Here is a 24,974-nt window from a genome sequence, read left to right on the forward strand (position 1 = left end):
AGACCTCTGGGAACACAATGTCGTCAGTATGGATACGCTCGGTCGCACAATGACCTTTTTTGCCATATATTTACATCTTGCGTAAAATTTTACTTACGATGTAAAAATATGTGAAATTGAGGTGGCAGATGAGTCGTATCGACTGGCACTATCCCCGTCGGGACCTGGCCAAGCGTTATCTGGCCGGCGTGACACAGGGCATGATGAACCGTATCGCTCTTCTGGGTGTCCGCCGGGTCGGCAAGACAGAGTTCCTGCTACGTGACCTCTGTCCGCTGGCGCTGGAGGAGGGCTACCTGCCCGTCTACATCAACCTCTGGGCGTCCCCGGAATATCCCCACGAGACGGTGATCGCGGCACTGCAGACAGCCTTGGCCGGGCGCAAGGACAAGCGCCGAATCAAGGATGCGTTGTCCAGTGAGGTTAAAAAACTGGAAGTGGGCAACAGCCTGATCGGCAAGCTTGGTTTTGAGTTCGAGGGCACGGTTCCAGCGATCGAGCCCGGCACCCTGACGCGCATCGGCCAGTTGATCCAACAGCTGGTAGACACGCCCAACTGCAAGCCTCTGTTGATCATCGACGAGATCCAGCACTTGGCTCAAAGCGATCACTTCTATGCGCTGCAAGGTGCTCTGCGTACCGCCTTTGACCTGCACGGAGACAGGTTGCCGGTTGTCTACGCCGGATCTTCACGCAGTGGTATTCAGGCGATGTTCGCCGACGACAAGATGCCCTTTTATAACTCAGCCTATATGACGGACTTCCCAACCATGGGCATCGAGTTTGTCCGGCACTGCTGCGACATCCTCAAGGATCGCTTTGGTCTGAGCTACGACGTACGGGAAGTGGCTGACATTTTCGCCCGGTGCTTCGACCACTCGCCGTTCTGGTTAAGCAAGCTGATTCAGCATCTGGTGATGCATCAGTGCAGTGTCCAGGCCGCTGCCGAGGTAGTCCAGGAGCAGATCGTGCTCGATGGTGGCTTTGAGGCATTGAGCAAAAAGCTCAACTCAACGGATCGGGCCGTGTTGATGTTGATCAAAGAGGAGTGCAGGCAACTCTATGCCGAAAGCACGTTGCAGACAATTAAGGAACGCTTCGGTATCAACGTCAAAGACAGTGGTGTCACCGCCGCGTTAAACAAGCTCAAGCGCCACGGATTGATTTCACAGATGGGCCGCAGCAACTACCTGATCGAAAACGCCGGCTTTATAGAGTACTTGCGGCAGCGCCACAAACCGAGATAACACTCATGACAACCGAGTCCGGAAAGCAAGTCTCGATACGGCTCACTCCCGACGCCGGCGCGATGCACCCTGTCGGGCGAGGCTTACTTCATCACCCATCGCCTCCTCGCCACCAAGCCGCCACAGCAATGTCATCGGAGTTCAATCCCGGAATATCGGTCACTCCCTCCTGTCCACCAAGCGCGGAGTAGAGCATAAAGGCATCTTGCTGGGCCTCGAAATCGATCCCCAGTCCGAAGGTGATCCCGAGCGTCTGTTCGAGTTCATCGATATCATCTTCTGAGTCAATCATGTCTGAACCTTGTCTTCCTAAGGTGCGCAGCAAGCCGTCAAAGCGGCTGTCTGCGGGTTTCAATGCATGTACTGCCCGCCATTGACGGACAGGTCCGAGCCCGTGATAAAGCCCGCCTCTTCAGCGGCCAGGAAGGCGACTGCACGGGCAATCTCCTCCGGTTTGCCAAAGCGTTTGACCGGGATCTGCTCACGGATCTGCTCACGAATTTCTTCGGCCACCGCCATGATCATGTCGGTGGCGATATAGCCTGGTGAAATGGTGTTGACAGTAATCCCTTTGCTGGCGACTTCCAGGGCGAGCGCCTTGGTGAATCCGTGCATCCCGGCTTTGGCCGCGCAGTAGTTGGTCTGGCCGAACTGACCCTTCTGGCCATTGATCGACGAGATGTTGATGATCCGGCCGTACTGCTGCTGGAGCATGTCTTCCAGAAAGACGCGGGACAGGTTGAAGACGCTGTTCAGGTTGGTCTGGATGACCTCGTTCCACTGTTCCGGCGACATTCGCTTGAGCGTCGCATCTCGTGTAATGCCCGCGTTGTTCACCAGTACCGACACGGGACCATACTTGGCGACTATCTCCTGATAGCACTGCCGGCAAGATTCGAAGTCGGCCACATTGGCGTAGGCGATGGCGATGTCGTAATCGGCTGCGTGCTGCTCGTCCTTCCAGCGCTTGGCTTTCTCGGCATTGCTGTACCCGGCCACCACCTTGAATCCGTCTTTAGCCAGTCGACGGCAGATCGCTGTGCCGATACCGCCGGTACCGCCGGTCACTAACGCTACAGGTTCACTCATGACTACCCGCTCCTCTGTGTTTGATCTGGCTACGTTGGTTGCCCATAACTACTGGGTACTGGTCAACAACTCAGGCTATCGTCTGGACACTCCCGATCAGGTTTGCAACTCGCTTCAGGAAAGCGCTGGTGCGTTACATTCGATATCCGGTGAATGCCTGCCTGTGCTTCCAGAAGAATCTGTATGTGGCAATCCTTGAACCGTTGAAGCGCCTGGTACGCCTTGAGGAGCCGGGAACTATCGGCTTCCGTTTGCATGGACTGGAGATAGAAATTCCGTGCTTCCTCTTTCAGTCCCCGCGCCTTTTCCAGAATCGTCGTTGCACCCGTCGCGTTGAGGACGAAGAAATGCTCAGCAGTGGCCGGGCCCCGATGAGCTATGGAGGTTGGGGGGGCTGAAGTGTTTGATTCGCGCCTTGGTGCATTCAAGCAACATCCGCTTGTGGTCGCCCATCTCATCGGCTTGTAGGTCCAGGATCCGCGCCAGGCTCATGTCGAACGGGCGCAGGCGTAACGCCCAAGTGCGAAAGCGGCCGATATGGTCGTCTTCGAGGTCGATGGCTCGCGACAGCGACGGCTGCAAGGGCTGGGTGTGGGAGTATGGCATGAGGCGAGGTCTCCTTTGCAACTGACGTCTTGACCCGAGCGGGCTTGCTATCGGTATCCGTCCTGCGGGGAAGCGTCCGCGAGGCGATCAGAGCGCACGTGCGGTTGTCCCGTTGCAGCAGGCACATAGTTATAGGAGACAAACCATCCGTTTTCCACATTGCGGTGCAGCAAGAGAGGGGGCTCACCAAGTCAGAAAAATCGGGTTCGATAGGTGCCAAAATGCGGAATATCCGAAGATTTTCGACAGTCTATAGTGATCACTGCTCCTGAGATTGAGCACTGTTTGTTACTGCCAAACAGTGGTCGCTTAAACTGTTTTCCCTCATGAATCATCCAGACGAAAAAGCTAGGGCTCATGGCCCGCGCTTTCCTCAATCGTTTAGATATTTTCCGTTTTAAGACAACGTATTAACGGACTTATGGGTTGACAAATACGAAATTGGCACAGAGTTCGCTATATACCGGTCAGAGCGAACAACAACGGTGACTTCCGCTCTCACCAACCTGAACCACCGGAGATACAGTCATGACTATTGCCATCAACGACCTGCACGAAAGCAAGACCCTGGATTCCAAGGCCCTGACCCGCGTCCGTGGCGGCTACATGTACAAGCCTGCCTATTTCGGTCCGAGCTTCACCAACATCAAGGAGCTGACCAATATCAGTGAACAGCTCAACATCGCGGTCGGTAGCGCGGGCGTTTCCCAGGGTAACTTCAATACGGTCAGCCAGGGCATGCCGGTTTACTGGTAAGCGGTTAATCAACCCGGGGGCGAAAGCTCCCACAGCATTCATCAGTCACAGGAGCAGCATCATGTCACTTCTCATCAACGATCTCGAAAAGAACGAACAGCTGGACGCCCAGGCCATGACGCACGTGCGGGGCGGGAAGGCGATCTTTGCCAGCAAGCAGGTACATCACTTTGGCCCGGGGCCGAAGGGCTATGGCCCGGCCGTGATTCTGCCTGGTCACCTGTTCAACAAGAAGAGCCTGACCAACTCCTCGACCCAGCTCAACATTGTGGTCAACAGCCAGAACGTCAGTCAGACCAACAGCAACACCCTGTTGCAGTTCTGACCGGTCGGCGGGGACGGAAGGAGTCGTTCCCGCTTGCTCGTGCATATCCGGGGACAGCGTGCATATCCGGGGACAGTATACCTATATCCGCGATCCGACTTGATTTCATCGTATGGCAGAGCCGTTTTTGGACAAGGCGGTTCCTTAGCTTCTTAAAACCATTTGTTGCGTCGCATCCAGTACAGCAAGAATCCGACGATGGCGACCGCGACGCACCAGAAGAATACATAGCCGTATTTCCAGCCGATTTCCGGCATAGTGGAATCGGGCGAGCCGAAGTTCATGCCGTAAAGGGCCGCGAGGAACGAGAGCGGTAGAAAGAACATGCTGACCATCGTCAGCTTGGTGACGACCTGGTTGGTGCGGTGACTCATGATGCCCATGTAGAGGTTCAGGCTCTCCGAAAGGACCTCGCGCTCCGTAGTGACATCGGCGCTCAGACGGTCCAATAGCACGCCCTTTATCTCCAGAAACGGCTGTGTGGTCTGGCTGACGTAGGGTGATTTCCGCATGGCCAGTTCGTGCACGATCTCCCGGGTGGAAATGATGATCTTGCGATATTCCAGCAGCCAGCGGAGCAGGTCGTAGACTTCGCGGAACATCTCGCCTTCCGTCTCGCCTAATATCTGCGACTGGATGTCTTCGATCATTTCGCTGATGCGGTTGAGCGTCAGCCGGTAACCATGCGTCAAATGGTCCGCAAGTTCAAAGAGCAAAAAGCCGGGCGAATGGCTGTGTTCGTGGAAGTCCTCCCTGTAGGTTTGCTTCATGTCGGCGAGAAATTCCACGCGCGCCGGATGCGATGTGAGCATGAAATGCGGCCCAAGCACCACCTGCACGGGCACGGTGAGCCAATCGTCGTTCACCACGCGGGCTTCCTTGAGCGTGAAATGCAGGCAGGAGGAAAACAGGTTGAACCTTGGCGGGGCTTCCTCGTCGAAAAGCAACTCCAGGGCCAACTGATCGGTGTTCATCCGTTCGAGAAAACCCCTCGTTGTTGCTTCCGGCTCGCCCTCCAGATCGATCCAGTAATAAAGGTCACTCGCCGGCTTCGCTGCGATCTCGTCCAAGGCCACCGGGCGTTCCTGCTTGGTGTTGAAGTCGAACTCGATGGCAAACGTCATCGGCAAGGTCCATTCGTTCGATGGTTCAAAGAAGGCTCGTGCGGGTACCAATTGTAACGCAAAAGCCGTCTTGCCGTGCCGTCAACTCCCGATACCGCCCGGTATCCAATATCGGCTTCGTGCCGATACCGTCTGCGTTCGGACTCCGGATCAAAGTCGGCGAACGGCTTGAGGCCGTCTTCTTACCGGTCGTCGGGGCTGGGGTTGGCGAATGGGTTTGACTCCTGGACGGACCTCTCTAGAATGGGTTGTTGTGCGGTGCAGCATTCTCGCGGATTTCCATTTCAGGAGAGCAATATGGTTGCAAACAAGAAGGTTGTCGAACAGGGGTATCAGGGCGTGCAGGAGGGCATCGAGCTGGCGCAGGCCCTGGGTGCTGCGGTGCAGGGTTCGGTGCTCCGGATGGGGCAGCTGAACCGGGATTTTTCGAGGGGCTGGCGGCCGTGAAGGCGCCGAACGAGCTGCTCGACGCTCAGGCGGATTATCTGCAGAAGTGCGGTCAGGTCGCGCAGGAGACGGTGCTGGATCTGGCGAAGCTGAGCTATGAGGGCACGGTCGGCTATTGGGGGCGCTTCAGCCCGGTGACCGGCGGGGCATCATCGCAGGCTGCCGAGCCCGTACCGGCGCCGGCAGGGGAAGACAAAGTCCAAGCCCCGGCGGTTTCCGAACCGGTCGCGAGCGAAGCAGCCAAAGCTGACGTCAAGGCGGCGGTGAAGCCGGAAGCGAAGCCGGAAGTCCAGGCAAACGTCGCGGTGAAGCCGGAAGCGAAGCCGGAAACCCAGGCAAAGGCGCCGGCAAAGAAGGCCGCTTCCAAGCCGCGTCGCCCCCGTCGCACAGCCAACAAGACGGCAACTGCTCCGAAGGCCACGACGCCGAAAACGGCCAGCCCGGCGCCCAGGGCCGAGTCGCCGGCCAAGGCGCCTGCCGATCCGGTGCCGACGCTGACCCGGGTGGCGGCACCTGCGAAACCTGAGCCGGCGCCGGTCGCCGCGACCCCGGCGGCCGAACCCGCCGCTCCGAAGGCGAGCACGGCGGCCAGCGATGTAGCCTCGACTTCGAGCGGTAGCGAAACCAGGGACTGATTCGCGACGCAACCTGTGCCCACCTCTCCGGCGCGCGATGCTCGGTCGCCGGGGAGGTGGGCTGGTCCCCGGGTTACACTGGAACCGGTCGGCCCCGGGTCATTCGGAGAATGGCTGAGCGACGGGGCCCGAAAATCGGAGACAGGAAGCGCTATGGACGACTATCGACTGCTGGTGGATCTTCACCGGCACGCCAAGCGGCAGGGCCCCGGTGGGGACGCCGAGACAAAAAGGGCCATCGAGCTGGCCGGGCTCGATCCGCGCCGGCCGTTACGGATTGCGGATATCGGATGCGGTACCGGGGCTTCGACCCTACAGCTTGCCCGTTCCCTCAAGGCCCGCATCAGTGCCCTCGATCTGATGCCGACATTTGTCGAAGAACTCGAACGGCGCGCCCGCCGTGAAGGGCTGAGCGGCAGCATCGATGCGCTGGTCGGCTCGATGGACGAGCTGCCGTTCGCGCAAGAGGCATTCGATGTCATCTGGTCGGAGGGCGCGATCTACAGCATCGGCTTCGAGCACGGCGTCGAGGCCTGGCGGCGTTTTCTCAAGCCCGGGGCCTGCTGGCTGTGTCCGAAATCACCTGGACCACCGGCGACCGACCGCAGGAAATCGAAGACTACTGGCACGCCCTCTACCCGGAAATCGATACCGCCTCCGCCAAGATCCAGGTGCTCGAAAGGCATGGGTATTCTCCCGTCGGCTACTTCGTCCTGCCTGAGCGCTGCTGGCTGGAGAACTATTACCGTCCGCTGGAAGGCCGTTTTTCCGGCTTCCTGTCACGCAATGCCTCGAGCGAAGAGGCGCGGCAGGTCGTAGAGTCTGAGAGACGGGAAATCGCCCTGTATGAAAAATACCGCGCCTTTTACAGCTATGGCTTCTATCTGGCACGAAAGGTCGATTAGCGCGCGTTTTCCGTCAACCCTCTGTGCATCGTCCAGGTTATCTATACTGCATGGCATTCAACCGGTCTTCGCGGTGGACGAAACCCGCGGGGGCCGACATGCCGAAGCCCGGCAAGGGGAAAGAAGATGTCCGTAGGCGAAATCTGCAACCGTGAAGTCGTGATCGTCGATCGGGACGAGTCCATTCTCGATGCCGCCAGGCTGATGCGCAAGCATCATGTCGGCGATGTGGTCGTGGTGACCCAAAAGGCGGGCCAGCGCGTTCCGGTCGGCATTCTGACCGACCGCGACATCGTCATCGAGCTGCTGGCGCGGGAGGTCGATCTCGATGCCGTCAGCATCGGGGACGCCATGAGCTACGAGTTGCTGGCGCTGCGCGAAGGCGATGACAGGCTCGATGCCGTCAAGCGGATGCGCGAAAAGGGTGTCCGGCGTGCGCCGGTGGTCAATGACGACGGCGCGCTGGTCGGCATCCTCGCCGTGGATGACCTGATCGAGCTGTTGACCGAACAGCTGTCGGACCTGGTGGCGCTGATGGGCCGCGAGCGCGAGCAGGAGCGCAAGCGCCACCCGTGACGCGGTCGGGATGAGCGGCTCACCGGTGACGACACCGTATTGCCGCAGATCCCGCAACCACCGGACGGCAGTTATTGGCGGCGATCCGCGCGTCTGGTACTTCAGATCCACCCGTCTGCCGCCATCGCTGCGACGATGGCGGGCGGCACTTTTCGACAGTCCCCAGCCCCGCTCGCTCTGCGCCGTTGCTGCGCCTGATCGAGCCTCGATGCCGGGCCGGTGCCCCCGTTTGGCGCACCCGGGCGGGGCGTTTCCTTTCAGTTTCCATGTCCGGCCTGTACAGGCCCTCGCTTTCAGCCATTTCCTTTGGGTGGCACAGGTCTTGCTTTAATCATGGCAGATTGAATTCACTGAATTCTCTACGATTTGGCAATGGCGCCTGTCGCTGTCGTTCCTGGGAACGGTGGCTTCAGGCGTTTTTTTTATTCACTGCAGGGAGACGGATGCAGATGCAGTGGTTGACCTACCCCGTTTTTTTGCTGCTTCACGCGTTCGGTATCGGCGGCCTGCTGGCGACGCTGGTCGGCACGCTGATGTTGGGACTGTTGCAGCTGCTTCTCTTTCCATCACTGGCCGTCTGGCCACTGCTGCTGATCGCCGTCTATCTGGGGGGCGCGTGCCTGTGGCGGGTCGCGGAGGAAATCGAACGCCTGGGCGGGCACTGCGAGCGGATGCTGCAGTCGGCCGGCACGCCGGCGCCCGCGGATTCCGGCTGGTTGCTGCTGCTGCCGGTCGTGGGCCGCTTTCGGCAGCTGTTGCAGCAGGAACGCCGCCAGCAGCAGCTCCTGCAGCAGCGGCTCGACGAGATCTCCCATTCGTCCCGGGAACTGGAGCAGAGTGCGGTGCTGGTGACCCGCAGTGCGGAGGGGCAGAGCGAAGCGGCGAGCACGGCCGCGGCGGCGGTCGAGGAGCTGACGGTCAGCATCCAGGAGGTGGTGGGTCTTGCCGATACTTCCCGTGCATCGAGCGTCGAGGCCGGCGCGCAGTTGGACGGCAGCATCCGGCAGCTGGGCACACTGGTGACCCAGGTCAACGAGATGGCCGGACAGGCCCTGACCACCAGCGAGCTGATGCGGGAGCTCAATGCCAACTCCGATAGCATTCACGAGATGACCGCGGTCATTCGCGGCATCGCCGATCAGACCAACCTGCTGGCGCTCAATGCGGCCATCGAGGCCGCGCGGGCGGGCGAGAGCGGTCGCGGCTTTGCGGTCGTGGCCGACGAAGTACGGCGTCTCGCCCTGCACAGCCAGGCCTCTGCCGCCGAGATCGGTCGCACCATCGAGTCCGTGCAACAGCATATCGAGACCGCGACACGGCAGATGTCGGATCTGTCGGACCTGGCACATTGCGGGGCGCAAACCTCGAGCGCGGTACGTTCGGTACTGGACCAGGCGAGACAGCGCACGGAGCAGCTGACCGGGCAGGTGATGCAGGTGGCGGTCAGCACCGGGCAGCAGGGCCAGGCGGTCGCCGAGATCGCCTGCCTGGCCGAGCGGGTGTCGCAGGGCAATGCCGATAACCTGCTCGCGGCCGGTCAGGCACGCACCATTGCCCATCATCTGACTCGACTGACGGAGTAGCGGTCATGACCCTGTTCGTGCAACTTCCTGGATCCAGTTCGGTTCCCCGGCGCTGATCGGCGCGCTGCCACTGCTGTTCCTTGCACTGCACCGACGTCTGAGGCGCCGCCAATGCCGGCAATTGAGGTCCAGCCTGACCCAGCTGCAGCTGTTGCGCGCCTTGCTGGCCGATTTCCAGCGTCATCGCGGTCTCAGCACCGGCCTGCTGTCCGGCGACGACAGCCTGCGTCAGGAGCTGTCAGGCGTGCGTGACCAGCTGGAACGCAATCTCGCCAAGGCCCGGCAATCGGGCAGCCTTCATGCCCCTGCCTGGCAGGCGCTGATCGATCAGTGGGACCGGTTGCGGGACAGCCGCAATCATGACTCGACGCAAAACCTGCTGTTGCATCACCGGATCATTCGCGACTGCATTTACCTGATCGAGGATGTCGCCACCGAGGTCGACCTGAGCGGGGGCGGCCGGCACTTGCCTATCTGCCCGCGATCTGGCGGGAGGTGGTGCAGACGGCCGAATGGGCCGGTCAGGCCCGTGCGCTGGGCACCGGCATCGCGGCCAGTGGACGCAGCTGCCCGGAGCAGCGGGTGCGGCTGCGCTTTCTTCATCAGAAGATTCGTCAGCTGTCGGAGACCGCCTTTCAGGCGTTGCAGCAAAACCCCGGGGCCGAAACGCCGGGCTTCAGACTGCCGCAGTGTCAGCAGGCCGTGCAGACGTTTCTGCAGTGTCTGGAACAGGAACTGCTCGATCAGGAGCGGCCGCAGATCGATGCCAGGCACTATTTTCAGCAGGCGACCCGGGCGGTTGACGAATTGCTGGCGCTTGTCGATGCGGCCCTCGATCAGCTGAGGCGTATTCATGGAGAAGGCTGAGATGATCGCGACTGCGCCCGGACGGCAGCCTGAAGGGCAGGCCGGGCGGCTGACGATTCCCGGTTCCGCCATCGGGGCCCGTTACCTCGGCCGTGCACTGAGCAGCCACTTCCAGCCGATATTCAGCATCGCCCACCGCCGTGCCGTCGGCTTTGAAGGGCTGGTGCGTGCGCAGCGCGGCGACGGTCGCCCGGAGCCCCCGGCCGAACTGCTGTCCCTGCCGCAAACGGGGCGGGAGATGCTCGAACTGGACCGCATCTGCCGCAGCCTGCACATGCAGAACTTCGTGCGTCAGCACAGCGATGATGCCTGGCTGTTTCTCAACCTGAATTCCCAGTGCCTGGTCCGCGAGCGGCCCGACATCGGCTTTACCCGCAAGCTGCTGGATCACTGCGGCCTGCCGGCCCGCCGGCTGGTGATCGAGATCATCGAAAACCGCGTCGACGACCCTGCGCGTCTGCAGCAGTTCATCGGGCACTTTCGCCAGCTCGGCTGCCTGATTGCCATCGACGATTTCGGCGCCGGTCATTCCAATTTCGACCGGGTCTGGGAGCTTGAACCCGATATCGTCAAGATCGATCGCGGCCTGGTGCGGCGCGCGGCCGGTTCCAGACGGGTGGAGCGCATCCTGACGGGCCTGGTTGCGCTGATCCATGAGGCCGGCAGCCTGGTGGTGCTCGAAGGGGTCGAAACCGAAGAGGAGGCGCTGGTCGCGATCGCCGCCAATGCCGATATGGTGCAGGGGTATTTCCTGGCCAGGCCACAACCGCTTGTCAGCCCCCATCGGGAGGTGACCGGGCGGATCGATCGCCTGCTGCGGGGGCGCCAGTGGCAGCGGCCGCGTCATCACGGCGGTCCGGGCGAGGACCTGCAGCTGTTCGAGGGGCAGTTCCGCCAGGCCGTCGAGGATTACAGCCGGTACCGGCGTTTCGAGCAGAGCGGTGCCAGGCTGTTCGCCGATCCGCGCGTGGTGCGCTGCTATCTGCTGGACGAAGCGGGCTACCAGATGACGCGCAACCTCTATGCGCCCCATTACCGGCAGCGGCTCAATCCGCGTTTCACGCCGCTGCTCTGTGGCGGCAACGCCAACTGGTCGCACAAACACTACCATTACCGTGCCCTCCAGGAGGCGGGCAAGACCCAGATCAGTCAACCCTACCTGTCGGTGGCGGACTCCAGGATGTGCATCACCCTGTCCCAGACGGTCAATACCGGTGACCGGCTCCAGGTCTTCTGCTGCGATCTGGACTGGCAGGAGCCGCAGGCAGCCGGTTTCGTCGCCTGTTAAGCAGGATCCGTGCCCGTCCCGCTGCCGCAGGCGCAGGTCGATATCCCGCGCCACAACTGTCCAACGCCACTGGCACGACGTGCAACCTTGGTCCACTATCAAGGTATTCGATCGCTGGATCGGGATCAGACCAGGCTGGAGTAACAGTATGCGCAAAATCGTTTCAAGTTGGGGCCCCGGGGTCATCGCCGGTGTCAGCCTGCTGGGCGTGGCAACGGCGGGGCTGGCGCAATCGCCGGTATCGGCAGACAACCTGATGCCGGGACTTCAGGTCTGTTACATGGATCATTTCGTTCGGCATATCGACGAGATGATCCGGCAGGAAAAATGGAAGGAGTGCAAGCCGGGCGAGCCCCTGCCGCAATTGAATTACCGTACCGGGGCCGGCACCGTCCTGACCAGCAACGGCAATGACGGGGTCATGGCCAGGATCACCGGGTTCATCCATCTCGACAAGACCGGTTCCTACAAGTTCGCCTTCGAATCCAACGATGGCGTGCGCCTCGAGATCGGCGACCAGATGATCCTCGAGGATCCCGATGTTCATTCGGACCGCTTTTCCGATTTTGGCAGCTTCGATGTCAGCGAGCCCGGCTGGTATCCGCTGACCATCCGCTATTTCGAACGCAAGAGCACCTCGACGCTGCGCTTCTTCTGGGAACCGCCGGGCACCGAGGGCACCATGCCGCTGGTACCGGCCGAAGCCCTGGGTCACAGCGGTTCCTGAGCGCCTTTCCTCATCGCGACAGGGGGCCGCGATGCCCCCTGTGGTGCCGCAACAATTGAAATTTTGCCCCGGGACCTGGCTGTTAGCATGAGCCGACGGGTCGTGGCTTGCCGCGACCGCGTCCGAACTCGACACCCGGGAGCATCATATGAGCGGCAGCTTTCTCAGCCAGTTAAGCGGATCCTTTGCACAGCCGGCGGCGGAAAATCCGACCGTTGCGATGATCGAGGCGGCGTACCGCCAGTTGGGGCTCGACTGGCGTTACATCAACTGCGAAGTGGCGCCGGAAGGGCTCGCCGACGCGGTGCGCGGCGCCCGGGCGATGGGCTGGGCCGGTTTCAACTGTTCGCTGCCCCACAAGGTTGCGGTGATCGAGCATCTCGATGGTCTTGGCGAGTCGGCGCAGATCATCGGCGCCGTGAATACGGTAGTGCGGCAGGGCGAACGGCTGATCGGCGAAAATACGGACGGCCGGGGGTTCGTCGAGGCGCTGCGGCCGGTGTTCGATCCGGCCGGCGGGCGCGCGATGCTGCTGGGTGCCGGCGGGCGGCGCGCGCCGTTGCGGTGGAGCTGGCGCTGGCCGGGGCTGAGCATATCCAGGTGGCCAACCGTGATGCGGCGAGGGGGCGGGCGCTGGTACAACTGATCAATGAACGCACCGCCGCTTGTGCCGAGTTCATCGGTTGGGAGCGCAACCGGGCGCTGACGCCCGAAACGGACCTGCTCGTCAATGCGACCTCCATCGGGCTCTACCCGGACCTGACCGCCTGCCCGGACCTCGACCTGGATTCGCTGAGGCCGGAGCTGGTGGTCGCCGATGTCATACCCAATCCTCCCAGGACCGCGCTGCTGCAGGCCGCGTCCGGCCGCGGCTGCACCGTGCTGGATGGGCTGGGCATGCTGGTGAATCAGGGGCGACTGGCGATCCGCTACTGGACCGGTGCCGAAGCCGATGCCGAGGTGATGCGCCGGGCGCTGGAGCAGGCGTTCTCGAGGTCTTGAGCCGGCTTCGACCCCTCCGCTCGACCGGACTAGACTGATAGATAACCCGGATTTGTGACGCCTTGTCGCTGACGGGGAATGTCGTCATTCAGTCGAGGAGATGGTCATGTTCACTACCCCTGTCAAACGACTTGCCCGCTTCGTGCTGGTGGCAGGTCTCCTAACCGCCGCGTACGGCGTTCCGGCCCAGGACGAGGCGCAGCAGCCCTCGCTCTACGACCGGCTGGGCGGGTTGATGCCGATATCCGTCGTTGTCAGCGATTTCATCGATGTTGTGGTCGCCGACGACAGTCTCAACCAGAACCCGGCCGTCGATGCGGCCCGGCAGGTCGTGCCGGCAGCCTATCTCAAATATCAGGTCACGGCACAGGTCTGCCAGGCGACCGGCGGCCCCTGCCAGTACCAGGGGCGCGACATGAAAAGCGCCCACGCCCATCTCGGTATCACGCCCGGGGAATGGGAGCGGATGCTGGTACTGTTCGCACAGGTGCTGGACAAGCATCAGGTGCCGGAGGCCGAGCAGGGCGAGCTGGTCGCGATCGTCGAATCCACCCGGGCGGATATAGTCACCAGGAGCGAGTGACCGCGCACCCACCGGAGCCAGCTACCGGAGCCGGCCGGCTTCCGCTCCTACAGGTCATCTACTACCTATTCAGGCCGGTTTTAGTCCCAAAGTACCATACTGCCCGCCGCCGTCGGTTCCTATCATCGGTACAGAGGATGCGATTCGTCCTTCCGACAACAACAAAGAGGAATCAATCATGTGGACTAAACCGGCTTACACCGACCTGCGCATCGGCTTCGAAGTCACCATGTACTTCGCCAACCGTTAAGGCGCCGGAGGCCTTCGGGCTTCCTTCCGGCCCCGGTGACTCAGGGGCCGCAGCTTCTTCGCAGGCAGGCGCGGCCTGCCTGACCCAAGTCAGACCAGCCGAAGACAGAATAACAATGAAAATTCAGATTCTCGGTTCCGCGGCCGGAGGCGGTTTTCCGCAGTGGAACTGCAATTGCCACAATTGTCACGGGCTGCGCCAGGGAACTCTGAAGGCCCGCGCCCGCACCCAGTCGTCGATCGCGATCAGCGCCGACGGCATCCGCTGGATTCTGTTCAATACCTCTCCCGATATCCGTGCCCAGCTCGAATCCTTCGGGCCGATGCAGCCGGCCCGCAGCGTGCGCGATACCGGCATCGCGGCGGTCGTGCTGATGGACAGCCAGATCGACCACAGCACCGGGCTGCTGATGCTGCGCGAGGGCTGTCCGCACGAGGTCTGGTGCACCGAGCGCGTGCATCGGGATCTCAGCGAAAGCTTTCCGATCTTCCGCATGCTGGAGCACTGGAACGGCGGCCTCAAATGGAACCGGGTGCCGGTCGAGGCGGGGCAGAGCAGTTTCGTGATACCGCAGGTGCCGGAACTGACCCTGACCGCGGTACCGCTGACCAGCAGCGCGCCGCCGTACTCGCCGCACCGTGCCGATCCGCATCCGGGTGACAATATCGGCATGCTGGTCACCGACCGGCGCAGCGGCAAGTCGCTGTTCTACGCCCCGGGTCTCGGGGTCATCGAGCCGCACCTGCTGCCCTTCATGCAGGAGGCCGACTGCCTGCTGGTGGATGGCACCATCTGGCGCGACGACGAGCTGATCGAGTCCGGTGTCGGCACCAAGCTGGGGCAGGAGATGGGGCATCTGGCACTGTCCGGCGAGGGCGGCATGATCGAATTCCTCGACAGCCTGGCGAAGCCGCGCAAGGTGCTGATTCATATCAACAACACCAATCCGATTCTCGACGAGGACTCTGCCGAGCGCGCAGAGCTCGAACGTCATGGTATCGAGGTCTCCCACGACGGCCTGTCGATCGAACTCTAGGAGGTCCGCTGATGAACAGCATCGTAACCGAAACCACCGAGCGGGCGCCGCTTTCGGGGGAGGCGTTCGAACAGGCACTGCGTGCCAAGGGCGACCTTTACCATATTCACCACCCCTACCACCGGGCGATGTACGCAGGCAGCTGTACCCCCGAGCAGATTCGCGGATGGGTGGCCAACCGCTTCTATTACCAGATCAGCATTCCGGTCAAGGATGCCGCCATCATGGCCAATTGCCCCGACCGCGAAACCCGCAAGCTCTGGGTGCAGCGGGTCCTGGATCACGACGGTTACGGCGGTGCCGAGGGCGGCATCGAGGCCTGGCTGCGGCTCGGCGAGGCCGTGGGCCTCAGCCGTGACGAGATCCTGTCCCAGGAACATGTGCTGCCGGGCGTGCGCTTCGCCGTCGACGCCTACGTCAACTTCGCCCGTCGCGCGACCTGGCAGGAGGCGGCCAGTTCGTCGCTGACCGAGCTGTTCGCGCCGACCATTCACCAGTCCCGTCTTGACAGCTGGCCGCAGCACTATCCCTGGATCGACGCCGCCGGCTACCAGTATTTCCGCAACCGCCTGACCGAGGCGCGCCGCGACGTCGAGCATGGTCTGGCGATTACCCTTGATCATTACCGTACACGAGAGGCGCAGGAACGGATGCTCGAGATCCTGCAGTTCAAGCTCGATGTGCTCTGGAGCATGCTCGATGCGATGACCCTGGCCTATGAGCTCGACCGTCCGCCCTATCATACGGTGACCTCCGAGCGGGTCTATCACAGGGGACTCTTCTGATGAACGAAAACTGCGTACCGCGTTTCAATCCGCTGTTTCGCTTCCAGTGGGAGAAGGCGCAGGACTGCTATGTGCTGCTCTATCCCGAAGGCATGATCAAGCTCAACCCCAGTGGCGGTGAGATCCTGGCGCTGGTCGACGGTCGTCGTACGCTGGCCGATATTACGCGTACCCTGCAGCAGAAATTTCCGGATGCCGGTGGCCTGAGCCACGACGTCCGGGAGTTTTTCGGAGTCGCCCATGAACAGAACTGGATCAGGCTGCACTGAGGCCCTGTTGCCCGAAGGCCGGGAGAAGCCGGCCGGCCAACCCCTCTGGTTGCTGGCCGAGCTGACCTACAAGTGTCCGCTGCAGTGTCCCTACTGCTCCAATCCGCTGGACTTCGCCCGCCATGGCGAGGAGTTGACGACCGACCAGTGGATCAGGGTTTTGCGGGAGGCGCGCGAACTCGGTGCGGCCCAGCTGGGTTTTTCCGGCGGCGAGCCGCTGACGAGACCCGATCTGGTCGACCTGATCCGCGAAGCGCGCCAGCTTGGCTACTACAGCAACCTCATCACCTCGGGCATCGGTCTCACCGAACGCAAGGTCGCGGACTTTCGCGAGGCCGGTCTCGATCATATCCAGGTCAGCTTTCAGGCCAGCGACGAGGAGGTCAACAACATGCTGGCCGGCTCCGCCAAGGCCTTCGCGCAGAAACTGAAGATGGCGCGGGAGGTCAAGGCCCAGGGCTATCCGATGGTGCTGAACTTCGTCACCCATCGTCACAATATCGATCGTATCGACCGCATTATCGAACTCTGCATCGAACTCGAAGCCGACTACGTGGAACTGGCGACCTGCCAGTATTACGGCTGGGCCTACGAGAACCGTGCCGAACTGCTGCCGACCCGGGCCCAGCTCGAGCGGGCCGAACGCATCACCAACGAATACCGCGAAAGGCTCGCGGCAGCCGGTAACCCGATCAGGCTGATCTTCGTGACGCCCGATTATTATGAAGAGCGTCCCAAGGGCTGCATGAACGGCTGGGGCCAGATCTTTCTGACCGTGACCCCCGACGGTACCGCGCTGCCGTGTCACAGCGCACGCCAGTTGCCGGTCGAGTTTCCCAGTGTGAAGCAGCAGTCCCTCGGCGACATCTGGTACCGCTCCTTCGGTTTCAATCACTTCCGCGGCGACGACTGGATGAAGGAGCCCTGTCGCTCCTGCGACGAAAAGGAAAAGGACTTCGGCGGCTGCCGCTGCCAGGCCTACATGATGACCGGCGATGCGGCCAATGCCGATCCGGTGTGCAGCAAGTCGCCGCACCACGACCTGATCGTGCAGGCCCGGGAGGCGGCTGAAAACCCTGCCGGGACCGGCTTTACCTACCGCAACGAACGCAACAGCCGTGTCTTCTGCCGCGGCTGAGGCACCCCGTCTCGGCGCGGCCGACGCCTGCGTCGCGCAACGCGACTTCGCGGCCCTCAAGGTCGACAGGCAGGGTCTCTTCTGGGTCGAATACAACCCGGCGGACGGTTGCAACCGCATTGTCCGCCATCGTCATGGTCGTTCGCAGGTGCTCACCCCCGGCGGCTTCAGCGTGCGCAGCCGGGTCCATGAATATGGCGGCGGCGCCTGGTGCCTGGCGGACGACCGGCTGGTGTTCGTCAACGACAGTGACCAGCAGCTCTGGCTGCAACCGCTGTCACCGCAGGCGGAGGAGGGCGGCTGCCCGCCGCTGCGCCTGACCGCCACGACGGATACGCGCTTTGGCGACCTGCTCTACGATCCGCACCGGCGCCGGATCATCGCGGTGGCCGAACGCCATGGCGACGATGGCGTCGTCAACAGCCTGGTGGCGGTGTCGCTCGGCAGCGGCCGGGTGCAGTGCCTGGCCCGGGGGCACGACTTCTACAGCTCCCCGTGCCTGAGCCCCAATGGCCGCTCGCTCGCCTGGCTGACCTGGGATCACCCCGACCAGCCCTGGACCCGGAACCGGCTCTACTGCGCGCCACTGGACCGCGAGGGGCGCTGCCTGGCGCCCCGGCTGCTGGCCGGCCAGGGCAACGGAGAGGCGCTGTTCCAGCCCGGTTTCGATGCTGCCGGCGTGCTGCATGTGGTGAGCGATCGCAGCGGCTGGTGGAACCTCTACCGCCTGACACCGGGCGGGCGCTGGCACAATGTCTGCCCGCTGGACGCCGAGTTCGGCGTCGCCCAGTGGCAGCTCGGGCTTTCGACCTGGGTCGCCTTCGGCGACGGATGTTACGGCTGTAGCCTGGTCGAAAACGGCGAAGGGCGGCTGCGGCTGATACAGCCCGGCAGTGCAGCGGTCGCCGTGGCCGAAGATTACCGGCTGTTCCGCTCGCTATGCTGTGACGAACACTGTCTTTATAGCGTTGCCGAGGCGCCGGATCGCACGGTATCCATTCTGGCGATCGAGCGGCAAAGCGGGGAACAGACCCTGATCGCTGGCGGTACCCGGCCCGACCACCGGGTGTCGTTGCCGCAGCCGTTCAGCTGTCCGGTCGGCGATGGCGAGCGGGTTCACGGTTTTTCTACCCGCCGGCCGAGGCGGCGAATCCGCCGCCGCTGCTGATCATGACCCATGGCGGCCCCACGGCGACCAGCTATCCGGTCTACCGGCCTGCGCTGCAGTACTGGACCGGCCATGGCTTTGCGGTGCTCGATCTCAATTACCGCGGCAGTGCCGGCTACGGCCGGGCATACCGGCACCGGCTCGCGGGCTGCTGGGGCTCGACCGATGTCGAGGATGTCGCCGCGGCCATCGCGGGACTGACCGAACGGGGCCTGATCGACGCCGATCGGGTTTTCATTCGTGGCAACAGCGCCGGCGGCTACACCACTCTCAACGCCCTGGCCAGCCTCGACGGGCTGCGCGCCGGCGCCAGCCTCTATGGCGTCAGCGATCCGCTGACGCTGGGCCAGGTCACCCACAAGTTCGAATCCCGCTACCTCGACTGGCTGATCGGCGATCCCGTGCGGGACAGTGCGCGCTACCGCGACCGCTCGCCGCTGCGGCGTGCCGAGGCCGTCGAGGCACCGGTGATTTTCTTTCAGGGGGCGCAGGACAAGGTGGTGCTGCCGGATCAGACCGAACGCATGGCCGAGGCGCTGCGCACGCGGGGTATCGTCACCGAGTTGCACCTGTTTGCGGACGAGGGACACGGCTTTCGTCGCGCCGCCAATCAGGTCCGGGTGCTCGAGCTGGAGCTGGCCTTCTACCGGCGTTGTCTCTGAACGTGCTTTTGCATCGTCCTCTTCGGCCTTAAGATTGTCTTAATTTCAGGCCGCTACGTTGCGGCATTTTTTGACAGTGGGCTAAACGATGGATCTGTTGCTGATCGAGGACGACGAACTCCTGGGGCGTGGCATCTGCGAGGCGCTGGGGCCGGATTACCGGGTGGAATGGTTCCAGGATGGCCGGCAGGGGTTGGCCGCACTGCTCGACATGACGCCGGATCTGGTGATCCTCGACCTCAATCTGCCGGGGCTGGATGGACTTGAAGTACTGCGCTCGGCGCGAAAACGCCAGGTCGAGGTGCCGATCCTGATACTGACCGCCCGCGATGCCCTCGAGGATCGCATCGCGGGGCTCGATGCCGGGGCCGACGATTATCTGCTCAAACCGTTCTCGCTCGATGAGCTGGAGGCCCGTCTGAGGGCCCTGTACCGCCGCGCCAGAGGGCGCTCGGACGAACGGCTGCTGTACCGGGACCTTGCCGTCGACACCCGTCAGCGCCAGGTCAGTCTCGAGGGCCGGGAGCTGCAGCTCAGCCGGCGCGAGTACGAGCTGCTGATCCGGCTGCTCGATGCCCGCGGTCAGGTGATGACCCGGCGCAAGCTCGAGGAACAGCTCTACGGGCTGGACGAGGACCTGGAGAGCAATGCCCTCGAAGTGCACATCCATAATCTGCGCAAGAAGATCGGCCGCGAGATGATCCGCACCGTACGCGGCGTCGGCTATATGATGGACCGCAGCTGATGCGGTCCATTCGCGGTTTCCTGATGCTGATGCTGGTGCTGTTGCTGGGCATCAGCACGGCGGTGACAGTGGCATGGACGTACCGGCACACCAGTCACGAGGTCGAAGAGGTGTTCGACGCCTCCCTGGTACAGAGTGCCAAGGTACTGCGTGGGCTGGTCGTCGATCACCAGCAGCGGCAGACCCTGAATGCACTGCAGCGCTCCGTCAGCCTGGCGCGCCTCGAAGGGGCGCCGGACGAAGACCGCTACGACAGCGGAGACCCGGACGATCCCGGGCACCCCTACGAATACCAGGTCGGTTTCCAGGCGGGGCTGCTGGACGGGGAGCTGTTGCTGAGCACGCCGCCGGAGTTCCCGTTGCGCAGACCCTTCAGGCCCGGCTTCGAGACCGTCGGCGAGGGCGACAGCCGGTGGCGGATCTATACGCTGCGCGATTCCGCGCACGGTCTCTGGATCAGGTCCGGCCACCGCATGGGTGTGCGTGACGAACTGACCGAACAGGTCGCCGACAAGGTCATCATCCCTTTACTGGTGGTGCTGCCGTTGCTGCTGCTGATGCTCAGCATCAGTATCGGGCGCGGCCTGAGGCCGCTGGTGACGATCCGGCACGACCTCGAACAGCGCCGCAGCGACGACCTGCAGCCGCTGCCCGGCCGGAACCTGCCGTCCGAGCTGCAGCCGGTGGTGGCGTCGCTCAACGACCTTTTTGTCCGGGTGGGCGAGACCCTGGAGCGGGAGCGTCGCTTCACGGCGGACGCCGCCCACGAGCTGCGTACACCCCTCGCCGCCCTGCGTATCCACCTCGAGAAACTGCGCCTGCCCGAGACCCAGACAGGGGACCTGTTGCGCGGCATCGATCGCATGGAGCGCGTGGTAGCCCAGCTGCTGATGCTGGCGCGCATCGAACCCCAGCGCGGACGGCTGCCCTGCAGACCGGTGGTGCTGGAGCCGCTGTGCTGCGATCTGATCGCCGAACTTTACCCGCGGGCGCTGGAACGGAATCTGCAAATCGAATTCGAGGGCGACGAGGCGCTCGAAGTGCCGGGTGACGAAACGCTGCTGGGGATCATGCTGCGCAATCTGCTCGAAAACGCCATCCGCTATACCCGCGAGGGCGACCGGCTGCAGCTGCGCCTGCACTCGCACGAGGGTCAGGTGACGGTCGAGATGGTCGATCATGGTCCGGGTCTCGAGGCGGATGCGCGGCAGAAGGTCCTCGATCGCTTCTATCGCGAGCGCAAGTGCAGCGGTGACGGCGCCGGACTGGGGCTGTCTATCGTCTCGCTGATCGTCGAGCTGCATCAGGGGCGGCTGTCGCTGGATGAAACGCCCGGGGGCGGTCTGACGGTGCGTATTCACTTGCCCGCAGCGTCGGATGCATAAGACTCCCTTAAGCTGCAGGTCCGATCATGGGCCCGCCTTTACAGGGCTGACAATGGTTGTCACTACTGCCTGGGCATACTGGCGCTGCGGATTTTCTGGGGCTTTGTCGGTCCTCGCAACGCGCGCTTTGGCGATTTCTTCCCGACACCTCATCGGGTTCGACATCACCTGAAGCTTTTGCGTCAGGGTCGTATCGAAGAACATGACGGCCACAATCCCGTGGGTGGCCTGATGATTCTGGCGCTAATGACCGGCGTGGTGCTGACCGGAATCAGCGGCTGGATGCACGGGCTGGATGCATTCTGGGGCGAGGACTGGGTCGAGGAACTGCACGAACTTTGCGCCAACCTGACCCTGTTGCTGGTATTCGTTCATGTTTGCGCCGTGCTGCTGTTCAGCTGGCTGGGACCGGTGAACCTGGTCCGCACCATGATCACCGGCCGGCGCCGCGGCTGATTCGCGACGGGGCGTCGCTCCTACGGAGGGAAACGGGCCTGCCAAAGGTTCCTTGTAGGAGCCGCGCCCCGCGGCGAACATTCGGTGCCGTGGCTATTCGCGACGGGGCGTCGCTCCTACGTAGAAACAGGCCCGCCATAGGCTGTTCTAAATATTCAGGAACGAATTGAGAAAGGCGCGGGTGCGCTCGTGGGTCGGCTGGTTGAAGATCTGCTCGGGCGGGCCCTCCTCGACGATCTGGCCGGCATCGAAGAAACAGACGCGATCGCTGATTTCGCGGGCGAAATACATCTCGTGGGTCACCAGGATCATCGTGAAGGCGTCTTCGGCGGCCAGCTTGCGGATCACCTCGAGCACCTCGTCGACCAGTTCCGGGTCGAGCGCCGAGGTGATCTCGTCCAGCAGCAGGATGCTGGGTTTCATCGCCAGCGCCCGGGCGATGCCGACACGCTGCTTCTGGCCGCCCGAGAGCTGGCCTGGATAGGCCCCGGCCTTGTCCTCCAGGCCCACCATGCGCAGCAGCTCCATGCCCTGTTGCCGGGCTTCCTCCTTCGACTGGCCGAGCACGTAGATCGGCGCCTCGGTGATGTTGCGTAGCACCGTCATGTGCGGGAAAAGATTGAAGTGCTGGAAAACCATTCCCAGCCGGCCCCTGATCTTGCGCAGGTGGCGCTCGTCGGCCGGCATCCAGATGCCGTTTTTCTGCATGTGCCAGAGCGGTTCGCCCTGGACCCGTACCATGCCGGCATCGATGCCTTCGAGGGTCATCAGGATGCGCAGCAGGGTCGATTTGCCGGACCCGCTGGGCCCGATGATGGAAACGACTTCGTTCTTCTCGATCTTGAAGTTGAAGTGCTCGAACAGCACGTTGTCACCGAACTTCTTGGTGACGTTGTCGAATTCGACGGCATAGTCGCTCATGAGAGGGTAAATCCTTCTTTCGGAAAGCGGCGTTCGGCGTGGCGGATGCCCCAGCTGGCGGTGAGGCTCAGAGCCAGGTAGATCAGCCCGACCAGGGTGAAGGGCTCGAGATAGCGGAAGTTTTCCGACCCCATGATCTTGGCCAGCTGCAGCATCTCCAGCAGGGTGATGGCGGACAGCTGCGGGGTTTCCTTGAACATCGCGATGATGTAGTTGCCGGTCGCCGGTATCATCTGGCGCAGTGCCTGGGGCAGAATGATGTCGCTGTAGGTGCGAAAGGGCGACAGGTTCAGCGCCACCGAGGCCTCCCACTGGCCCTTGTCGACACCGTCAATGCCGCTGCGGAAGACTTCCGACAGATAGGCGCCGTAATGCATGCCCAGTGCCAGTACGCCGGTGACCATCGGCGACATGCTGATGCCCCATTCAGGGGCGACGTAGTAGAGAAAATAGATCTGCACCAGCAGCGGTGTGCTGCGCACGAACTCCATCCACCAGTAGGCGCTGTAGCTCACCGTTTTCCAGCGGCTGCGTCGCAACAGTGCCAGTATCAGGCCGATAACGATGGCAAGCCCGCTGCCGAGCACCGTGGCCTGCAGCGTCACCACGCAGGCATCCAGCAGCAATGGCAGCACTTCCCAGGCAAAGGCCCAGTCCCATTCGAACTCGATCATGCCAGGCCTCCACGATCCATGCCCTTGCCAAGGTGCTTTTCAAGCGCCCGGATCCCCAGGGTGAGTACCTGGGCCATAACGAAATAGAACACCAGCACCAGGCCGAATATCTGCTCGACCTGCAGGGTCATGTCAGCCAGCGATTTGGCGCGGTAGGTGAGGTCGGCGATGGTGATCAGGCTGACCAGCGAGGTGGCCTTGACCAGTTCGATGGCGAGATTGCCGAAGGGCGGCATCATGCCGACCAGCGCCTGGGCATGATGATGCGCCAGAGGCGCTGGCGGGGCGTGAAATTGAGCGCAATGGCCGCCTCTGTCTGGCCCTTGTCGACCGACAGCAGACCGCCGCGGACCACCTCGGAGCCGTAGGCGCCGATATTGAGCCCCAGTGCCACGACACCGGCGGTAATCGCATCGATGCTGATACCGAAGAAGGGCAGCACGAAATAGATCCAGTAGAGCTGGATCAGCGCAGAGGTGCCGCGGAAAAACTCGACATAGACGGTGGCGACCCAGCGCAGGCTCTTGTGCTCGCTCAGGCGCATCAGGCCGGATATGAAGGCCATGATGGTCGCCAGCGGCAGGGCCAGCACGACGATCTGGAGGGTGACGAGGGCGCCGCCGAACAGCACGCTCAGAATTTCATTTACGGACATCAGGTCTCCTGAAGGTGACGCGTTTGGCGTCACCTTTCACTCTTTGGGTCTGGCGCCTTCAGTGCCCCGCCGGCTGCACCCGTTGCAGCGGGCGGGGCATGTTGGCTCAGGGAGTGCAGAGCTGCTCGGCGGTGACGTCGCCGGGTAGGGTATGACGTCCGAAACCGTAAGGTTCGACCAGCGCGATATGCTCGTCGCTGCCGATGAAGCCGGCGAGGTGTTCGTTGAAGGCATCACGCAGACGTTCGTCGCCCGGGCGGAAGCCGAAACCACCGTAACCGTTGACCTTCTTGCCATCGATCACCAGGTCCTCGAAAGGCTGGGCCAGCATCACCGCATCGTCCTTCTTGCCAAGCTCCGCCATGGTCAGCACGGTACCGGCCAGTGCATCGATGCGGCCGGCCTTCAGTGCCGCGACACCGCTGGGGTAATCGGGCAGGGTCACGATTTGATCGAGGGCGATACCGTAGTCCTTGGCATAGCCGAACTCGACCGCGCCGGCCATGACGCCGAGCTTCAGGTCGCCGTTTTTCTTGACGTCTTCGTAGCTGTGCAGCGACTGGGGATTGTCGTTCTTGACCAGAAAGCCTTCGCCGATGGTGTAGGTCGGGTTGGAGAAGAGGATCTGCTTGCAGCGTTTGGGGTTGATGTACATGCCGGCAGCGATGACATCGAAGCGACCGGCCTTCAGGCCCGGAATCAGCGAACCGAATTCGGTCACCAGTACTTCGACATCGTCGATGCCCAGGGCTTTGAGGGTATGGAGGGCGATTTCCGGTGCCTCGCCCTTGGGTTCGCCGTCCGATGAGAGGTAGCCGTAGGGGATCTCGTTGGCGACGGCCAGGGTCAGTTTGCCGGATGCTTTGGCATCGTCCAGCGTATCGGCCAGACTGAAGGCACTGAAAAGCCCCAAAAACATCAGGGTCAATATACGGACCATTCGACTCTCCTTAGTAAATTATCAACGTGGATTTTTATCTTAAGGAAGCCGAATATATTTCGCAAATCAATACAAAACTATTGAGTTAAACAGCAGATATTTTAAGCATTCTTTGAAATATCAAATTCTT

At 62.3% G+C, this 24,974-nt stretch carries 34 protein-coding genes and 1 pseudogene; 25 read left to right on the forward strand and 10 right to left on the reverse strand.

Annotated features, from left to right (window positions below; translation table 11 throughout):
- Window positions 1–128 precede the first annotated feature (128 nt).
- Window positions 129–1,247 (forward strand): ATP-binding protein, encoded by a 1,119-nt coding sequence (locus ACFQDL_RS24250; RefSeq protein WP_379911256.1) that lies wholly within the window; start codon window positions 129–131, stop codon window positions 1,245–1,247.
- Window positions 1,248–1,338: 91 nt separating this feature from the next.
- On the opposite strand, the gene ACFQDL_RS24255 is transcribed toward ACFQDL_RS24250, so the two are convergent.
- The 3 genes from ACFQDL_RS24255 to ACFQDL_RS24265 form a co-directional block, all read right to left on the reverse strand.
- On the reverse strand, window positions 1,339–1,602 hold the full coding sequence (locus tag ACFQDL_RS24255) for a hypothetical protein (protein WP_379911257.1): 264 nt from the start codon (window positions 1,600–1,602) through the stop codon (window positions 1,339–1,341).
- A complete protein-coding gene (gene phbB / locus ACFQDL_RS24260; protein ID WP_379911258.1) occupies window positions 1,599–2,336 on the reverse strand; it encodes an acetoacetyl-CoA reductase in 738 nt (245 codons plus the stop codon). The genes ACFQDL_RS24255 and phbB overlap by 4 nt, the downstream gene beginning before the upstream one ends.
- Window positions 2,337–2,687: 351 nt before the next feature.
- Window positions 2,688–2,942: a hypothetical protein gene (locus tag ACFQDL_RS24265; RefSeq protein ID WP_379911259.1), complete on the reverse strand. Its 255-nt coding sequence runs from the start codon at window positions 2,940–2,942 to the stop codon at window positions 2,688–2,690.
- A gap of 528 nt (window positions 2,943–3,470) precedes the next feature.
- Here ACFQDL_RS24265 and ACFQDL_RS24270 point away from each other — a divergent pair.
- Window positions 3,471–3,698 (forward strand): hypothetical protein, encoded by a 228-nt coding sequence (locus ACFQDL_RS24270; protein WP_379911260.1) that lies wholly within the window; start codon window positions 3,471–3,473, stop codon window positions 3,696–3,698.
- A 61-nt stretch (window positions 3,699–3,759) separates the two neighbouring features.
- Window positions 3,760–4,023, forward strand: coding sequence for a hypothetical protein (locus ACFQDL_RS24275; protein ID WP_379911261.1), 264 nt, complete (start codon window positions 3,760–3,762; stop codon window positions 4,021–4,023).
- A gap of 152 nt (window positions 4,024–4,175) precedes the next feature.
- Here ACFQDL_RS24275 and ACFQDL_RS24280 read toward each other — a convergent pair whose 3' ends face one another.
- Window positions 4,176–5,147 (reverse strand): magnesium transporter CorA family protein, encoded by a 972-nt coding sequence (locus ACFQDL_RS24280; RefSeq protein WP_379911262.1) that lies wholly within the window; start codon window positions 5,145–5,147, stop codon window positions 4,176–4,178.
- 297 nt (window positions 5,148–5,444) lie between these two features.
- Between ACFQDL_RS24280 and ACFQDL_RS24285 the strand changes: the two genes are divergently transcribed.
- The 6 genes and pseudogenes from ACFQDL_RS24285 to ACFQDL_RS24310 all read left to right on the forward strand — a co-directional run bounded on the left by ACFQDL_RS24285 (window position 5,445) and on the right by ACFQDL_RS24310 (window position 9,293).
- Window positions 5,445–5,594: a hypothetical protein gene (locus ACFQDL_RS24285; RefSeq protein ID WP_379911263.1), complete on the forward strand. Its 150-nt coding sequence runs from the start codon at window positions 5,445–5,447 to the stop codon at window positions 5,592–5,594.
- Window positions 5,591–6,229 (forward strand): hypothetical protein, encoded by a 639-nt coding sequence (locus ACFQDL_RS24290; RefSeq protein WP_379911264.1) that lies wholly within the window; start codon window positions 5,591–5,593, stop codon window positions 6,227–6,229. The genes ACFQDL_RS24285 and ACFQDL_RS24290 overlap by 4 nt, the downstream gene beginning before the upstream one ends.
- Before the next feature lie 153 nt (window positions 6,230–6,382).
- Window positions 6,383–6,742, forward strand: a pseudogene (locus tag ACFQDL_RS24295) (class I SAM-dependent methyltransferase); the annotation flags it as partial.
- Window positions 6,743–6,798: 56 nt separating this feature from the next.
- Entirely contained in the window at window positions 6,799–7,134 is a 336-nt protein-coding gene (locus ACFQDL_RS24300) for a hypothetical protein (RefSeq protein WP_379913509.1), read from the forward strand.
- 126 nt (window positions 7,135–7,260) lie between these two features.
- Window positions 7,261–7,710 carry a CBS domain-containing protein gene (locus tag ACFQDL_RS24305; RefSeq protein ID WP_379911265.1) on the forward strand — a complete coding sequence of 150 codons (450 nt, stop codon included), beginning with the start codon at window positions 7,261–7,263 and terminating at the stop codon, window positions 7,708–7,710.
- 449 nt (window positions 7,711–8,159) lie between these two features.
- Entirely contained in the window at window positions 8,160–9,293 is a 1,134-nt protein-coding gene (locus ACFQDL_RS24310; RefSeq protein ID WP_379911266.1) for a methyl-accepting chemotaxis protein, read from the forward strand.
- A 238-nt stretch (window positions 9,294–9,531) separates the two neighbouring features.
- On the opposite strand, the gene ACFQDL_RS24315 is transcribed toward ACFQDL_RS24310, so the two are convergent.
- Window positions 9,532–9,759, reverse strand: a complete 228-nt coding sequence (locus ACFQDL_RS24315) for a hypothetical protein (RefSeq protein ID WP_379911267.1) — start codon at window positions 9,757–9,759, stop codon at window positions 9,532–9,534.
- Window positions 9,760–9,791: 32 nt separating this feature from the next.
- On the opposite strand from ACFQDL_RS24315, the gene ACFQDL_RS24320 reads away from it, so the two are divergent.
- The 16 genes from ACFQDL_RS24320 (at window position 9,792) to ACFQDL_RS24395 (ending at window position 21,654) form a co-directional block, all read left to right on the forward strand.
- Window positions 9,792–10,160 carry a nitrate- and nitrite sensing domain-containing protein gene (locus tag ACFQDL_RS24320; protein WP_379911268.1) on the forward strand — a complete coding sequence of 123 codons (369 nt, stop codon included), beginning with the start codon at window positions 9,792–9,794 and terminating at the stop codon, window positions 10,158–10,160.
- A 1-nt stretch (window position 10,161) separates the two neighbouring features.
- Complete coding sequence (locus ACFQDL_RS24325) at window positions 10,162–11,448, forward strand: EAL domain-containing protein (protein ID WP_379911269.1); 1,287 nt, start codon at window positions 10,162–10,164, stop codon at window positions 11,446–11,448.
- 148 nt (window positions 11,449–11,596) lie between these two features.
- Window positions 11,597–12,175, forward strand: coding sequence for a PA14 domain-containing protein (locus tag ACFQDL_RS24330; RefSeq protein WP_379911270.1), 579 nt, complete (start codon window positions 11,597–11,599; stop codon window positions 12,173–12,175).
- A gap of 148 nt (window positions 12,176–12,323) precedes the next feature.
- Complete coding sequence (locus ACFQDL_RS24335) at window positions 12,324–12,821, forward strand: shikimate dehydrogenase family protein (protein ID WP_379911271.1); 498 nt, start codon at window positions 12,324–12,326, stop codon at window positions 12,819–12,821.
- The gene (locus ACFQDL_RS24340; RefSeq protein WP_379911272.1) at window positions 12,776–13,177 is read left to right on the forward strand and encodes a shikimate dehydrogenase family protein; all 402 of its coding nucleotides are present in this window, start codon (window positions 12,776–12,778) and stop codon (window positions 13,175–13,177) included. The genes ACFQDL_RS24335 and ACFQDL_RS24340 overlap by 46 nt, the downstream gene beginning before the upstream one ends.
- 106 nt (window positions 13,178–13,283) lie before the next feature.
- The gene (locus ACFQDL_RS24345) at window positions 13,284–13,760 is read left to right on the forward strand and encodes a group I truncated hemoglobin (protein ID WP_379911273.1); all 477 of its coding nucleotides are present in this window, start codon (window positions 13,284–13,286) and stop codon (window positions 13,758–13,760) included.
- Window positions 13,761–13,938: 178 nt separating this feature from the next.
- On the forward strand, window positions 13,939–14,010 hold the full coding sequence (gene pqqA / locus ACFQDL_RS24350) for a pyrroloquinoline quinone precursor peptide PqqA (RefSeq protein WP_003243383.1): 72 nt from the start codon (window positions 13,939–13,941) through the stop codon (window positions 14,008–14,010).
- Between the two features lie 115 nt (window positions 14,011–14,125).
- Complete coding sequence (gene pqqB / locus ACFQDL_RS24355) at window positions 14,126–15,046, forward strand: pyrroloquinoline quinone biosynthesis protein PqqB (protein ID WP_379911274.1); 921 nt, start codon at window positions 14,126–14,128, stop codon at window positions 15,044–15,046.
- An 11-nt stretch (window positions 15,047–15,057) separates the two neighbouring features.
- Window positions 15,058–15,831: a pyrroloquinoline-quinone synthase PqqC gene (gene pqqC / locus ACFQDL_RS24360; RefSeq protein WP_379911275.1), complete on the forward strand. Its 774-nt coding sequence runs from the start codon at window positions 15,058–15,060 to the stop codon at window positions 15,829–15,831.
- Window positions 15,831–16,100: a pyrroloquinoline quinone biosynthesis peptide chaperone PqqD gene (gene pqqD / locus ACFQDL_RS24365; protein ID WP_379911276.1), complete on the forward strand. Its 270-nt coding sequence runs from the start codon at window positions 15,831–15,833 to the stop codon at window positions 16,098–16,100. Before pqqC ends, pqqD begins: the two co-directional genes overlap by 1 nt.
- Window positions 16,072–17,238 (forward strand): pyrroloquinoline quinone biosynthesis protein PqqE, encoded by a 1,167-nt coding sequence (pqqE, locus tag ACFQDL_RS24370; RefSeq protein WP_379911277.1) that lies wholly within the window; start codon window positions 16,072–16,074, stop codon window positions 17,236–17,238. The genes pqqD and pqqE overlap by 29 nt, the downstream gene beginning before the upstream one ends.
- Window positions 17,219–18,406: a TolB-like translocation protein gene (locus tag ACFQDL_RS24375; protein WP_379911278.1), complete on the forward strand. Its 1,188-nt coding sequence runs from the start codon at window positions 17,219–17,221 to the stop codon at window positions 18,404–18,406. Before pqqE ends, ACFQDL_RS24375 begins: the two co-directional genes overlap by 20 nt.
- Window positions 18,407–18,408: 2 nt before the next feature.
- Window positions 18,409–19,068, forward strand: a complete 660-nt coding sequence (locus ACFQDL_RS24380; RefSeq protein WP_379911279.1) for an alpha/beta hydrolase family protein — start codon at window positions 18,409–18,411, stop codon at window positions 19,066–19,068.
- An 88-nt stretch (window positions 19,069–19,156) separates the two neighbouring features.
- Complete coding sequence (locus ACFQDL_RS24385; protein WP_379911280.1) at window positions 19,157–19,813, forward strand: response regulator; 657 nt, start codon at window positions 19,157–19,159, stop codon at window positions 19,811–19,813.
- Window positions 19,813–21,198 carry an ATP-binding protein gene (locus ACFQDL_RS24390; protein WP_379911281.1) on the forward strand — a complete coding sequence of 462 codons (1,386 nt, stop codon included), beginning with the start codon at window positions 19,813–19,815 and terminating at the stop codon, window positions 21,196–21,198. The genes ACFQDL_RS24385 and ACFQDL_RS24390 overlap by 1 nt, the downstream gene beginning before the upstream one ends.
- Before the next feature lie 90 nt (window positions 21,199–21,288).
- Window positions 21,289–21,654 (forward strand): cytochrome b/b6 domain-containing protein, encoded by a 366-nt coding sequence (locus tag ACFQDL_RS24395; RefSeq protein ID WP_379913307.1) that lies wholly within the window; start codon window positions 21,289–21,291, stop codon window positions 21,652–21,654.
- A gap of 147 nt (window positions 21,655–21,801) precedes the next feature.
- On the opposite strand, the gene ehuA is transcribed toward ACFQDL_RS24395, so the two are convergent.
- From ehuA to ehuB, 5 genes are all read right to left on the reverse strand, one after another.
- Window positions 21,802–22,575 carry an ectoine/hydroxyectoine ABC transporter ATP-binding protein EhuA gene (ehuA, locus tag ACFQDL_RS24400; protein ID WP_379911282.1) on the reverse strand — a complete coding sequence of 258 codons (774 nt, stop codon included), beginning with the start codon at window positions 22,573–22,575 and terminating at the stop codon, window positions 21,802–21,804.
- Complete coding sequence (ehuD, locus tag ACFQDL_RS24405; RefSeq protein WP_379911283.1) at window positions 22,572–23,249, reverse strand: ectoine/hydroxyectoine ABC transporter permease subunit EhuD; 678 nt, start codon at window positions 23,247–23,249, stop codon at window positions 22,572–22,574. The genes ehuA and ehuD overlap by 4 nt, the downstream gene beginning before the upstream one ends.
- Entirely contained in the window at window positions 23,246–23,488 is a 243-nt protein-coding gene (locus ACFQDL_RS24410; RefSeq protein ID WP_379911284.1) for a hypothetical protein, read from the reverse strand. The genes ehuD and ACFQDL_RS24410 overlap by 4 nt, the downstream gene beginning before the upstream one ends.
- Window positions 23,485–23,904: an amino acid ABC transporter permease gene (locus ACFQDL_RS24415; protein WP_379911285.1), complete on the reverse strand. Its 420-nt coding sequence runs from the start codon at window positions 23,902–23,904 to the stop codon at window positions 23,485–23,487. The genes ACFQDL_RS24410 and ACFQDL_RS24415 overlap by 4 nt, the downstream gene beginning before the upstream one ends.
- A gap of 106 nt (window positions 23,905–24,010) precedes the next feature.
- Complete coding sequence (gene ehuB, locus ACFQDL_RS24420) at window positions 24,011–24,844, reverse strand: ectoine/hydroxyectoine ABC transporter substrate-binding protein EhuB (protein ID WP_379911286.1); 834 nt, start codon at window positions 24,842–24,844, stop codon at window positions 24,011–24,013.
- Window positions 24,845–24,974 lie beyond the last annotated feature (130 nt).

The organism is Marinobacterium aestuariivivens, from assembly GCF_042661465.1.
Taxonomy (GTDB): domain Bacteria; phylum Pseudomonadota; class Gammaproteobacteria; order Pseudomonadales; family Balneatricaceae; genus Marinobacterium_A; species Marinobacterium_A aestuariivivens.